The sequence below is a fragment of the Pontibacter amylolyticus genome (genome assembly GCF_014638845.1).
In the GTDB taxonomy this organism is placed as follows: Bacteria; Bacteroidota; Bacteroidia; order Cytophagales; family Hymenobacteraceae; genus Pontibacter; species Pontibacter amylolyticus.
Genome location: NZ_BMFP01000009.1, coordinates 22,649 through 35,163, shown reverse-complemented (window position 1 = coordinate 35,163; position 12,515 = coordinate 22,649). Strand labels below are relative to the sequence as shown.

14 protein-coding genes and 3 tRNA genes are annotated in these 12,515 nt (G+C 50.6%); 7 read left to right on the top strand and 10 right to left on the bottom strand.

Going from position 1 to position 12,515, the window contains the following annotated elements; translation table 11 throughout:
• Positions 1–95 precede the first annotated feature (95 nt).
• The 6 genes from IEV97_RS18655 to IEV97_RS18630 all read right to left on the bottom strand — a co-directional run bounded on the left by IEV97_RS18655 (position 96) and on the right by IEV97_RS18630 (position 4,702).
• Positions 96–443: an MmcQ/YjbR family DNA-binding protein gene (locus tag IEV97_RS18655; RefSeq protein WP_188503011.1), complete on the bottom strand. Its 348-nt coding sequence runs from the start codon at positions 441–443 to the stop codon at positions 96–98.
• Positions 444–473: 30 nt separating this feature from the next.
• The gene (locus IEV97_RS18650; protein WP_188503010.1) at positions 474–1,025 is read right to left on the bottom strand and encodes a 1-acyl-sn-glycerol-3-phosphate acyltransferase; all 552 of its coding nucleotides are present in this window, start codon (positions 1,023–1,025) and stop codon (positions 474–476) included.
• 92 nt (positions 1,026–1,117) lie between these two features.
• Positions 1,118–1,768 carry a hypothetical protein gene (locus tag IEV97_RS18645; RefSeq protein ID WP_188503009.1) on the bottom strand — a complete coding sequence of 217 codons (651 nt, stop codon included), beginning with the start codon at positions 1,766–1,768 and terminating at the stop codon, positions 1,118–1,120.
• Positions 1,769–1,882: 114 nt separating this feature from the next.
• Positions 1,883–2,653: a patatin-like phospholipase family protein gene (locus IEV97_RS18640; protein ID WP_188503008.1), complete on the bottom strand. Its 771-nt coding sequence runs from the start codon at positions 2,651–2,653 to the stop codon at positions 1,883–1,885.
• Positions 2,653–3,495, bottom strand: a complete 843-nt coding sequence (locus IEV97_RS18635; RefSeq protein ID WP_188503007.1) for an MBL fold metallo-hydrolase — start codon at positions 3,493–3,495, stop codon at positions 2,653–2,655. Before IEV97_RS18635 ends, IEV97_RS18640 begins: the two co-directional genes overlap by 1 nt.
• 256 nt (positions 3,496–3,751) lie before the next feature.
• On the bottom strand, positions 3,752–4,702 hold the full coding sequence (locus IEV97_RS18630) for an acetyl-CoA carboxylase carboxyltransferase subunit alpha (protein ID WP_188503006.1): 951 nt from the start codon (positions 4,700–4,702) through the stop codon (positions 3,752–3,754).
• Positions 4,703–4,926: 224 nt separating this feature from the next.
• Here IEV97_RS18630 and IEV97_RS18625 point away from each other — a divergent pair.
• From IEV97_RS18625 to IEV97_RS20160, 4 genes are all read left to right on the top strand, one after another.
• Positions 4,927–5,000 (top strand) — tRNA-Asp (locus tag IEV97_RS18625).
• A gap of 54 nt (positions 5,001–5,054) precedes the next feature.
• A tRNA-Asp gene (locus tag IEV97_RS18620) sits at positions 5,055–5,128 on the top strand.
• Between the two features lie 61 nt (positions 5,129–5,189).
• Positions 5,190–5,263 (top strand) — tRNA-Asp (locus IEV97_RS18615).
• 11 nt (positions 5,264–5,274) lie between these two features.
• Positions 5,275–5,397: a hypothetical protein gene (locus IEV97_RS20160; protein WP_262890306.1), complete on the top strand. Its 123-nt coding sequence runs from the start codon at positions 5,275–5,277 to the stop codon at positions 5,395–5,397.
• A 273-nt stretch (positions 5,398–5,670) separates the two neighbouring features.
• Here the strand turns inward: IEV97_RS20160 and gmd are convergent, their stop codons facing one another.
• The 3 genes from gmd to IEV97_RS18600 all read right to left on the bottom strand — a co-directional run bounded on the left by gmd (position 5,671) and on the right by IEV97_RS18600 (position 8,952).
• Positions 5,671–6,783 (bottom strand): GDP-mannose 4,6-dehydratase, encoded by a 1,113-nt coding sequence (gene gmd, locus IEV97_RS18610; protein WP_188503005.1) that lies wholly within the window; start codon positions 6,781–6,783, stop codon positions 5,671–5,673.
• 53 nt (positions 6,784–6,836) lie between these two features.
• Complete coding sequence (gene fcl, locus IEV97_RS18605) at positions 6,837–7,790, bottom strand: GDP-L-fucose synthase (protein WP_262890307.1); 954 nt, start codon at positions 7,788–7,790, stop codon at positions 6,837–6,839.
• A 253-nt stretch (positions 7,791–8,043) separates the two neighbouring features.
• On the bottom strand, positions 8,044–8,952 hold the full coding sequence (locus IEV97_RS18600; RefSeq protein ID WP_188503003.1) for a DUF481 domain-containing protein: 909 nt from the start codon (positions 8,950–8,952) through the stop codon (positions 8,044–8,046).
• Positions 8,953–9,031: 79 nt separating this feature from the next.
• Between IEV97_RS18600 and IEV97_RS18595 the strand changes: the two genes are divergently transcribed.
• From IEV97_RS18595 to IEV97_RS18585, 3 genes are read left to right on the top strand one after another with little or no spacing between them, the layout of a single operon-like run.
• Complete coding sequence (locus IEV97_RS18595; RefSeq protein ID WP_188503002.1) at positions 9,032–9,505, top strand: hypothetical protein; 474 nt, start codon at positions 9,032–9,034, stop codon at positions 9,503–9,505.
• 57 nt (positions 9,506–9,562) lie between these two features.
• Positions 9,563–10,234: an HD domain-containing protein gene (locus IEV97_RS18590; protein ID WP_188503001.1), complete on the top strand. Its 672-nt coding sequence runs from the start codon at positions 9,563–9,565 to the stop codon at positions 10,232–10,234.
• Positions 10,235–10,289: 55 nt separating this feature from the next.
• A complete protein-coding gene (locus IEV97_RS18585; RefSeq protein ID WP_188503000.1) occupies positions 10,290–11,621 on the top strand; it encodes a DNA recombination protein RmuC in 1,332 nt (443 codons plus the stop codon).
• Positions 11,622–11,685: 64 nt separating this feature from the next.
• Here the strand turns inward: IEV97_RS18585 and IEV97_RS18580 are convergent, their stop codons facing one another.
• On the bottom strand, positions 11,686–12,405 hold the full coding sequence (locus tag IEV97_RS18580; RefSeq protein ID WP_188502999.1) for a pirin family protein: 720 nt from the start codon (positions 12,403–12,405) through the stop codon (positions 11,686–11,688).
• Between the last annotated feature and the right edge of the window lie 110 nt (positions 12,406–12,515).

The following is a 12,515-nucleotide window of genomic DNA, read 5'->3' as shown; positions in this document are numbered from 1 at the left end:
TGTTTTTAGCCTGGTTCTGAATGAAACAGCTATACCTGCTGTACCTGCTTTGTCTACTACATGTCTGCACACAGGATAAATGGCTATACCTAAACCTAGGCTTCTTCTATCTCCTTTTGCAGCTTCTTTGTGAGTTTGGATTTAATGAGCTCATACGACTGCTTAACATAAGTTTCCCACTCCTTCTCTGTGAGTCTATCCCAGGACTGTACCTGCACCCATTTGTTGCGCGCCATGTACGGAGCCGGGATTATACTTTGTGAAACTGAAAGCTCGTCAAACTCAGAATCGGAAACCTTGAAAGACACACTTGGGTCGCCTTCCAGATTTGTCACGCAGAACATTTTGCCTCCGATCAGGAAGCACAGGTCATGTCCCCACTTCACATCTTCCGTCACCCCTTTCAGGCTCAGGCAGTAGGCTCTTAGGTTTTCTATGTTCATTTGAAGATCGATATCTTAATAGGGAGTACATTAAAGCACCCCATTCTCCGGGAACTTGCCTTTCTTGGTGCGATAGAAAGCCTTTATCTTTTCCAGGTCTGCTTCTACATCGCCAGTAGGGTAAATAGAAGGTCCTATACCTGCTTCCTTCTTTGCATAGTCGACATAGCCAAGCACAATGGGCACGCCGGCACCAATCGCCACATGATAAAAACCCAGTCGCCAGCGCGGCTGATACTTGCGTGTGCCTTCTGGTGTTACGAGCACACACATGTCGCCTGGCGTTTCCTTAATGATCTTGATCATGGCGTCCACCATGCGGGTGTTTTTAGAGCGGTCCACAGGCAGGGCGCCCATTGCTTTGAGAAGTCCGCCAAACGGAAACCGCATGAATTCCTTTTTGATCGTAAACCGAATGGGGGCTTCCATCATATAGAAGGCGGCACGGGCGAATATAAAATCCCAGTTGCTGGTATGCGGTGCGGCCACCATCACACAGCGCCGCTGATCAGGCGCCAGGTTACCATTCAACTTCCAGCCTGCAAGTTTGAAGATAAGTTTGGAGATTGCTTTTGCTAACATAAAAAGGCTATAAAAAAATGCTAATCCACGACTCGATCAGAGCGACTGGATTAGCATTTCAAATATAGTGTATTCTCTGTTAAAACAGAACCCTATAGGGCACGTTTGATGACATGGGATTTCTGACGCAGTAAATAAGCCTGCAAACCGAAGCCAATCATAGGGCCAAATTCGCTGTAGGCTCTTCCGTCTCTGTCAACTTTCCGGAAGTAACGCATGGAGAGAACCGGCTCCAGGGAGAACTGCCTGTTGAGGAAGAACGCATAGCCCAGACCTACGCCACCTTCCAGGGCTTTGTACTTCTGGCCAACATCATTGAAGTTATGAAGTCCGGCCAGCATGGTCAGCTCGCCAAAGACGCCATTGAGCATATAGTAGCGGATGAAAGGGCCAGCCATGACAAACGTCTCCCTTCGCGGCTCGCTCACTCTATCTGACACAGCGGTTAGTTTGTTGCTTTGGTGTAGCACACTCAGGTCGAGTCCTACTGCTAAATCTTCGAGCACGAAATAGCCGTTCTTGCTGCGCAAATTAAAGTCGATGCGGCGCCCATCTACTTTCTGACCCGTGCTGTTTAATTCGCTGTACGTGACCTGGTAACTCCCCTGGAGGTTACCGCCTAACAGCAGAGAGCCATGCTTGATTTTAGCTCTGATGAGAGAACTCTCATTTTCCTGGGCCCTAAGAGAACAGATGCTAATAAAAAATAGGGCTACAATAAGGGTAAAGGTGCGTTGTAGCATAGTGGTTGGGTTGTATATGCAGGTTTTACGATGGATATTAAAATAGGATCAAAATATATCTTCTAATTTTAATAAAACAATATGAGAAAAGGAATTTATTTTTGTCTTTTCCTTTTATCCCTGGTTAATCGCCTGCAATAGCTCCGGTTTGATACTCATGGTGTAATGGTAGCCAATCTCAAAAAGTTCATCTGCCTTACTAAAACTCATGAGTCTGTAATGCTTTAGCTCGGGTGGTTCAATGAAAAAGTCAGCGAGATGACGGCGGAGTTGCACGTTGTTATTGATGGCCAGGTGCGCCGTTCGCTCGATCATGCTTCGTAGGCTAGTGATGCGCGCCTCATGATTGATCGGGTTGCTATGTACGCCAATCTTAACATCACACTTTCCTGACAGCGCTTCAATCGGGAGATTGTCGAGCAGACCACCGTCATTCAACAACATACCCTGATAATGCACGGGCCTGTACAGAATGGGAACGGCAGAAGAAGCGATCAGTGGTTTGATGAGTTCACCGCTCGAAAAGTTGACAGTGGCTCCCGCATGCATATCAGTCGCTCCGATGATGACAGGTATATCCAAGCCTTCGAAAGTGGCCTGCTCGCCCAGATAGCGGTAATACAGTTTCTCTACCGCATCAAGATGCAGAATACCCACCTGCCCGATAGCCAGCCGCATGACGCGGTAGATGCGCAATTCCTTGATGAGGCGCAGGATATCATCCGGCTTATAGCCTGCCGCGTAGAACACAGCCACAATAGCACCGGAACTTACCCCGGAAAGTACGGCCGGCTTTATACCCAGTTCGTTAAAGGCCTTCAGTACCCCCAAATGGGCGATCCCCCTGGCGGCGCCTCCTGACAGAGCCAACCCGATTTTCTTCATTAAAGCTCGCTGAGTGAGAAGGTTGAGCCCAGCCTGATCCCCTTTTCGGTGTGTTGCACGGTGCAGCACTCATTCACGGCATCATGCTCCAAGTATAGCACAAAATCCTCGTCAGCTGCCATCTTCAGAAACCTGGCTTTTTCATCCATTGTCAGGAGAGGCCGCGTGTCGTAGCCCATTACATAGGGCAACGGAATATGTCCCGTGGAAGGCAGCAGGTCAGCCATGAAGGCCACTTTGCGGTCCTTGTAGGAAATGATTGGAACCATCATTTTATCCGTATGCCCGTCAGCGTAAAAGATGTCGAATTGCGGGAAAGGGGATGGCTTAGAGGGATCAACAAAAGCCAGGTGACCGCTCTCCTGCATGGGCAGTATGTTCTCTTTCAGGAATGAAGCTTTTTCACGAGCGTTAGGCTCGGTGGCCCATTTCCAGTGATCGGGATTCGACCAGTAAGTGGCGTTCGGGAAAACCAGCTCCAGGGCACCGTCGCTGTTCTTATACTTCACGCCTCCTCCACAATGGTCGAAATGGAGGTGAGACAGAAAAACATCCGTGACATCCTGGTGCGAGAAGCCTGCTGCGTGCAGGGATTTCTCCAGCGTGGCTTCGCCGTGCAAGTAGTAGTGACTGTAAAACTTGGCATCCTGCTTATCGCCGATACCGTTGTCGATCAGAATGAGACGATCACCGTCTTCGATCAGCAGACAGCGCATGGCCCAGGTACACAAATTATTTTCATCGGCCGGGTTCGTTCGCTGCCAAAGTGATTTGGGAACCACCCCAAACATGGCGCCTCCATCTAGTTTAAAGAACCCTGTATCAATTACGTGCAGTTTCATTTGAGTTAGAAAATTTGAGAGTTAGAAAGGCAGAAAGTTAAGGAAAGTAGTTTACTCGTGCTTGTATACGAACATAACCTCGTCTCCATTTACCTAATTCACTTAAGGACTAAAGGTAGTAAAACGATAAGAGGTGGTCAAGCAAAACGCCTAACCACCTCTTATATGTCTGAAGAAATAAAACTCGAAAAAGTAGTCTGCCAAAGCATTACTACTCTAACTTTATACCTTTCTAACTTTTTAACTTTCTAATTTATTAGCTTTCCTGTACCACGCCCATGGCAGAGAATTTTTCGATGCGCTGCATGATGCGGTCTTCCGGTGCTATACCTTCCAGTTCATCCAGCATTTTACAGATCTCTTTCTTGAGCGTGCGCATCATTTTATCTGGTTCCGTGTGCGCTCCGCCCAGTGGTTCTTTGATAATTCCGTCAATCAACTTATGCTGCAGCATGTCGGTAGCGGTCAGCTTCAAGGCTTCGGCTGCCTGCTCTTTGTAGTTCCAGCTGCGCCATAGGATAGACGAGCATGATTCAGGCGAAATAACCGAGTACCACGTATTTTCGAGCATCATCACACGGTCACCGATCGCTATACCCAGGGCACCGCCAGAGGCCCCCTCTCCTATGATGATGCAGATCACCGGCACTTTCAGCATGAACATCTCCTTCAGGTTGCGGGCAATCGCCTCACCCTGTCCACGCTCTTCTGCCTCCAGACCCGGAAAAGCGCCCGGCGTATCAATGAAGGTCACAATGGGACGACCAAACTTCTCGGCCATTTTCATCAGTCTGAGTGCTTTGCGGTAACCTTCCGGGTTGGCCATGCCGAAGTTGCGCATCTGGCGCTGCTTGGTGTTGCGGCCTTTCTGCTGCCCGATAAACATGATGCTGCGGCCATCCACATCGCCAAAACCACCTACCATTGCCTTGTCATCACTTACGGTACGGTCGCCGTGCAGCTCCACGAACTTCGAAGTGATACCTGCAATGTAGTCTAAGGTATAGGGTCTGTCGGGGTGGCGTGAAAGCTGCACACGCTGCCAGCGGGTCAGGTTGGCGTAAGTCTCTTTCTTAAGCGTCTTTATTTTTTCTTCAAGCGCTTTCACTGCTTCCGAAACGTCGACCTGGCTCTCGCTGGCCAGCTTTTTCATTTCCTGCAGTTTGCCCTCCAGGGCCGCTATAGGTTGTTCAAAATCCAAAAGCATAAATCCTCATTGCTGATTGAATCACAAATTTAACAGTTTCAGAATATGGAATAGCGATTATTCGAAATTTATCGCGCATTGCAAAAAAAGAATATTTGGTTTTGAGCGACTTACGGTTTCAGGCTAAAAATATAGCGCCAAAATATAGCATTGCTCTTGCAGAATCGAAATTTACCGTCTACATTTGTGACACTTTAACGGACAGCGTTAAGGAAACACAGTTTGGTCTGGTAGTTCAGTTGGTTAGAATGCCGCCCTGTCACGGCGGAGGTCGCGGGTTCGAGTCCCGTCCGGACCGCAGCAATAAACTGCGGTTTATTTTTAGAGCAGATGGCTCTTGTTTCAAAGTATTGGTCTGGTAGTTCAGTTGGTTAGAATGCCGCCCTGTCACGGCGGAGGTCGCGGGTTCGAGTCCCGTCCAGACCGCAGCTTAAACCCCTGCGGTAATTAAAAGTAAAGCAAGAGGCTTTACAAATCTCAAAATTTTGGTCCGGTAGTTCAGTTGGTTAGAATGCCGCCCTGTCACGGCGGAGGTCGCGGGTTCGAGTCCCGTCCAGACCGCTTAAAAGCTCTTGCGAAAGCAAGGGCTTTTTGCGTTTATAGACCTCCCCACCTGCGCTATACCTATACCTATACCTATACCTATACCTATACCTATACCTATACCTATACCTTGTTCAGGGGCCCCATTATAACAGACACGAGCGAGGACGCTCGCGCCATTAGTTGTCCCTAAGTTATATCCAGGAAGCCTATATCTGAGCCAGAGCCCCTGCCTCTCTTAACTCTTTATTTCCAAAATTATCAGCCGAGTCATACTTATCAGCGGGTGCCCTATACCTAATATTAACAGAATCCCCACTTTTAATTACCAACCTAGCTTACTCAGATAAAGAAAAAACGGCAGCCCCACCAAGGTGAGGCTGCCGTTTTCTATCTGAACTATACCTTAAATAAGGTATATGCGATTATTCGTGGTAGTTGAGGATGCGGTGACCGCCTTCCATCAGGTAGGTGTCGCGCTTGAAGAGTTCAATGTCGTGCTGCATCATGTCGGTCACAAGCGCCTGCAGGTCGTACTTCGGTACCCAGCCCAGCTTTTCCTTCGACTTGGTCGCGTCGCCGATCAAGAGCTCCACCTCCGTCGGACGGAAGTAGTTCGGATCCACGCACACCACTTCTTTTCCAATTTCCAGTTGGTATTCCGGGTTGTTGCAGGCCACAATATAGCCTTTCTCGTCCACGCCCTCGCCCTTAAACTCCAGCTCGATGCCCACGTGGCCAAAAGCCATGCGGATGAAGTCACGAACCGTCGTCGTCACGCCTGTGGCGATCACGAAGTCCTCCGGCTCGTCCTGCTGCAGGATGCGCCACATGGCCTCCACATAGTCCTTAGCGTGACCCCAGTCGCGCTTGGCGTCCAGGTTACCCAGGTACAGGCCGTCCTGCAGGCCCATGGCGATGCGGGCGGCGGCGCGGGTGATCTTGCGCGTCACGAAGGTCTCGCCTCTGAGCGGTGACTCGTGGTTGAAGAGGATGCCGTTGCAGGCGAACATGCCGTAGGCTTCGCGGTAGTTGACCGTGATCCAGTAGGCGTAGAGTTTCGCTACGGCGTATGGGGAGCGTGGGTAGAACGGCGTCGTTTCAGACTGCGGAACAGCCTGTACCAGGCCATATAGTTCTGAAGTAGAGGCCTGGTATACCTTTGTCTTTTTCGTCAGCCCCAGGATGCGGATGGCCTCCAGGATGCGGAGCGTGCCCAGTCCGTCGGCGTTGGCCGTGTACTCGGGCGTGTCGAAGCTCACCTTCACGTGGCTCATGGCGGCCAGGTTGTAGATCTCGTCGGGCTGCGTTTCCTGGATGATGCGGATCAGGTTCGTGGAATCGGTCAGGTCGCCGTAGTGCAGCTTGAAGTTGATGTTCTTCTCGTGCGGGTCCTGGTAGAGGTGGTCAATGCGCTCGGTGTTGAACATCGAGCTACGACGCTTCACGCCGTGTACTTTATATCCTTTGCTCAGTAAAAGCTCCGCTAAGTATGCGCCGTCCTGTCCGGTTACGCCTGTGATAAGGGCTGTCTTCATGTGATATACTTCTTTAATGTAATTTCCTTTTTATGGTTGTATAGAATGTATGACTATGCAGTCACGTATTTTTCTTTGAAATCGGCATAGGCGAGTGCTATACCTTCACGCAGTTCAATCTTGTGCTTAAAGCCAAGGCTGTGCAGTTTGCTCACGTCCATCAGCTTGCGTGGCGTTCCATCCGGCTTGGTGGTGTCGAACTCCAGTTCACCTTCATAACCAATCACGTCTTTGATGAGCAGGGCCAGTTCTTTGATGGAGACATCCTCCCCCGTGCCGATATTCACCAGTTCACGGCCGTCATATGTTTCCATCAGGTATAAGCAGGCGGCTGCCAGGTCATCCGCGAACAGGAACTCGCGCTTCGGACTGCCCGTACCCCATACGGTAACAGTGGGTGCGCCGTTGTCTTTGGCCTCATGTATTTTTCTGATCAGGGCCGGCAGTACGTGCGAGTTCTGCAGGTCGTAGTTGTCGTTATACCCGTAGAGATTGGTCGGCATTACGCTGATGAAATTGCTGCCGTACTGATCACGGTAAGATTCGCAAAGCTTGATACCGGCAATTTTGGCGATGGCATAAGGCTCGTTTGTCGGCTCCAACGGACCGGTTAGCAAATATTCCTCCTTGAGCGGCTGTGGCGCCATCTTCGGGTAGATGCAGGAAGAACCCAGGAACATCAACTTCTTCACCCCACTCAGGTGGGCGGCGTGGATGATGTTGGCCTCGATCATCAGGTTGTCATACAGGAACTCGGCGCGGAAGGTGTTGTTGGCGTGGATTCCCCCTACTTTGGCGGCGGCCAGGAAAACATAGTCGGGCTTCTCGGCATCGAAGAACTCAAAAACAGCCTGCTGGTTGCGCAGGTCCAGTTCCGAAGAAGTTCTGGTGATGATGTTGGTGTGACCGTTGGCCTCGAGTTGGCGCAGAATGGCAGAGCCTACCATGCCCCGGTGGCCAGCAATGTAAATTTTAGAAGTTTTTTCCATCGATAAAAAAGTACAAATATGCGCCCTGTGAGCGCGCTGGGCTTACCAGTTATTTAATTAAACGTTATTGACCGGGATTGAGCGTTCCGGATTCTGGATAATTACGCAAATGCAGGCCAGGTACGTGTCTGCAACATAATCCTATGACGCAGCTTACGCCAAAGTTGACTCCATTGTTCGGTTCAGTGCAAATTATATTAAAAAAATTTGATATAAATCCATTATCAGGCGGTGCAAATACTGCATTTGTTGTTACGGACAATCGTCCCGGCTAAAAATCCACCTGCAACCCGTTGGTAATGGCATAGATAAAGCGCGTAACGGGAACGATCGGTCTGTCCTCGTATGTGAAGTTAAAATTCGTGCGCATGGACACGCGGCCTATCAATTTCACGGTCAGGCCCAGGTCGCCGCTGATGCGGTTCCGAAACCTGCTGATGTTCCGATCATAACCTGTCTGGAAATAGGCGATGTTATTCGTCTCTACATGCTCCGACAATTTTGAGCGCAGACTGACATAGTTGGAAGACTTCAGCAGATCCGATACACGGGTCACCCCCTCCTGCTCCGGGTCTTTCCAAGTCTCGTGCTCGTGCATCAGGCCAGTTCCCGCAAACCAGGAAGTGTTGTCTGTGCGGTAGAGCAACCAGCGCACGCCGCTTCCCGTCAGGATGCGCCGCTCCAGACCGCGGGCCATGTCGGCCTGGTACTGCGTGAAAAGTTCGTAAGATACCTTGCGTCGGCTCAAGAGATTTACCCGGAAATGGGAATAGCCATTGCTGGCCACCGTGTTGCGCAACTCGCGAGAATCGTAGTTCACCAGCAGGTAGTTATAGTAGTTAAGGAACAGGTAGGTGTGCTGTTTTGAAATGTAAGCCAGGTCGCCGTTAAAAGTCAGCTGCAGAAAATTATTGGGATTGTTTCGCCCTGCATTGCGGTTGAACATCGAAAAGTTAAGCCCGGCCTTGCCTGTCAAAAAATTGGCCGTGTCACGCTCGATCCTGGACCTTTCGATATTGAGTATCTGGGCATCTGCGTTTGGGGCAGCAGCTAAAATTAATAACAACAGAAAAATAATCCGTACAGGTTTGGTACGCATGATCGTGAACTTCACTTCGAGCAGGTATACCTGCAAAGGTATAAAGCTTAGGGGAGGTATGAAAATCAGGCCGCTTTTCATAACATTCGGCGTCTTTGCCGTTTTATAGAAAGAGGAGTTTATACCTCCGCTAATACATTCACCTTTAAGGAGCAAGCATATGGCAAGAAGTTCAGCACAGCTGGTGGCGGCTATACGCCAGACGGCCGACAGACTGGCACAAGGCGCCAACTACCAATGGGGACACATGGGGAGTTGCAACTGCGGCCACCTGGCCCAAACCATTACCCGACTTGACAAAGGGCACATCCACGGGGCGGCCATGTGGCGGCACGGCGACTGGAGCGAGCAATTGCGCGATTACTGTCCCCAAAGCGGGCTGCTGATGGACGAGATCATCGACCAGATGCTTGCCTGGGGCCTTACCCGGGATGACCTGGCACACCTGGAGCGGCTCTCTGATAGAAAAGTAATCGACGCACTCCCACCCAACAGACGCTATTTGAAGCACAACCTGCGGGATGATGTGGTCCTATACCTGCATACCTGGGCCGATCTGCTCGAACTGGAATTAGTCCGGTTGCCATCACTGCAAGGTATAGGTGCTGCACTTGAAACAGGTATAAAGGTATAGACAGAACGTTGCGGCTTAGCGGGATATTTCGCAGTTTTGGAGCTTATACCTGTTACCATGCAGCAACAAGCTATAATTGACGAAACCGCTCGCTATGTCAGAGAGCAACTGGAGGGCGAGGGCTCCGGTCACGACTGGTGGCATATTTTCCGGGTCTGGAAAAACGCTCGCTACATTGCCTCACAGGAGAAGGGCGCGGACCTGTTCACTGTTGAACTGGCGGCGCTGCTGCACGACATTGGGGATCACAAGTTTCATAACGGAGACGAAACCGTGGGACCGCGCATGGTGCGGGAGTGGCTGGGAAAACAACCACTAGATGAAGTGTTCATTGCCACAGTGTGTGACATCGTCAGCGGTCTGTCTTATAAAGGAGCCGGTACCTCCTCTGCCATGCCTACTCTCGAAGGCCGCATTGTGCAGGACGCAGACCGACTGGATGCCATCGGCGCGATCGGCATTGCCCGCACCTTCGCCTACGGCGGCCACAAGGGACGCGAACTGTACAACCCGGCTGTAGCGCCTGTGCTTCACGACAATTTTGAGGATTACAAATCAAGCACCGCGCCCACCATCAACCATTTTTATGAAAAGCTGCTGCTTCTGAAAGACCGGATGCACACCCCCACCGCCCGCGCTATGGCAGAAAAACGCCATCAGTACATGGAGGACTTTCTAAGCCAGTTTTATGCAGAGTGGAATGCGACCGACCATCTTGAAGGTTTCTAAAAACTAAAAAGGTTAGCATCTGGTTTGAAATGCTAAAAAAACATACCTTTACTGTATGGAGATAATGGTAGGTATAGCGGCATTTCTGGCGGGGCTCGTGATAGCCTATCTGGCTATGAAGGGTAAAGTAAGCGCACTGCAGGAGAAATTCAATCAGGCAGTTGTAGCGCAGGGCGTTCTGGAAGGCCAGGCCCGGCACCAGGCGCAGGAAGCCGAAGCTCTGAAAAGCCAACTGCGGGATGCCCAGGCGGAAACCATGGAACTGACCAATGCCCTGACCAAGACCGAATCCGATTACGAGCACCTGCGCGAGCGCATGCACGAGCAGGCGAAGGAACTGGAGCAACTCCGCGAAAAATTCCTGAAGCAATTTCAGCACATCTCCAACCAGGTGCTGATGACGAATGCGGAGCACTTCAACAAAGCCTCCTCTGAAAACCTGGAACGCATCCTGTCTCCCCTCAAAGAACGCATTCGCGAGTTTGAGGCCAAAGTAGACCAGACCTACGAGAAAACACTCAAGGATAGCATTTCACTGAAAGAGCAGATCACGCAGTTATCGGCGCTGAACCAGCAAATGAGCCAGGATGCACTTAACCTGACCAAGGCCCTGAAAGGGGAAAGCAAAACACAGGGCAACTGGGGTGAATACCTGCTGGAGAGCCTGCTCGAAAAGTCAGGTCTGCGGAAGGGCGTGCATTACGAGCGCGAAGAGGTACGCCAGAACGATGAGAAACAGGTATACCGCCCCGATGTGATCATACGCCTGCCAGACTCCAAGCACCTGGTGATCGACTCTAAACTATCACTCGTCGCCTACGAAGCTTATTGCAGCTGTGAAGACGACTCACAGCTGGAGACCTACCTGCGCAGCCACATCACTTCCATCCGGACGCACTACACCGATCTGGGACGCAAGAACTACCACCGTCTGAGCGGCATCAACTCCCCGGACTTTGTCCTGATGTACATTCCCATTGAGCCGGCCTTCAACCTGGCGCTGCAGCATGACCAGAACATCTTTACGGATGCCTTTGACAAGAACATTGTGCTCGTGACCACCTCTACTCTTCTGGCTACATTACGCACAGTGGCCGGTGTGTGGCGACAGGAAGACCAGAAAAGAAACGTACTGCGAATTGCAGAGGAAAGCGGCAAACTCTACGATAAGTTTGTTGGCTTTGTCGAGGACCTCAAAACGGTTGGTCGCCATCTGGAGCAGAGCCAGACGGCCTATAACGGTGCCATGAACAAACTCACTGACGGAAAGGGCAACCTGATACGCAAAGTGGAGATACTGCGTGAACTTGGCGCTAAAACAAGCAAGCAACTGGATGAGCACCTCCTGCAGGAAGCCATCGCTACGCCGGGGGATGATATTGACTGAGAAATAGAAAAGCAGTGGGCAGACCTTTAGAACCTGCCCACTGCTTTATTAATAGAAGTATCGCTTAGTAATTAGCCTCAACGGCCGGAACGTCTACCAGGATGAAGGTGGCATCGGCTGTTGCTTTTATCCCAATAACCTCCTGATCATCGAGCCTGATCTGGTCATGGCGATCGGCTTCCAAATTGTTGACCAGCAAACTGCCCGTCAGCACATAAATCAGCGTTCTACGAAGCTTAAAGGTTCTGAAAGGCACTTCTTCGCCCTGCGTCACGCTTCCATAATATACTGAAGAGTTTGAATTGATGTAAGCCACGTCTTCTAACACCTTCTGCCCTGTCACCAAAGGTATAAGCTCATTTTTAGCTTTCAGGAACCCAACATCCATCATTTCATAAGAAGGTGCCAGTCCCCGCTTGTTTGGCAGAAACCATAGCTGGAGCAAGTGGATTTCCTCGTCCGTTTCGTTCGTTTCGGAGTGGGTTAAGCCCGTACCTGCGGTCATGCGCTGCACCTGGCCTGGCGTAAGGGTTGTTTCGTTCCCGATGTTATCCTTGTGAGTGAGCTCACCTGACAGCACCATGGTCACGATCTCCATTTCAGAGTGCGGGTGCGAGGGAAAGCCGGAGCGTGGGGCGATATAGTCATCGTTGAAGACACGCAAAGGGCCGAATTCCATGTTTTCAGGATCGTAATAATCTGCAAAAGAGAAAAGGTAGTGAGAACGGACCCCTCCTCCTACCTGTGCCTCATATCTTTGGGAATCGGTAATTAATCGTATCATATCGCGCTTTTGTTTTATGCTATGCCTTTACGGATAATGCCGTTTGTAGTTAACGGACCAGTTAAAACAGCACTAAAACAGCGCATCCTGCCCCATTGGAGGCAGGATGC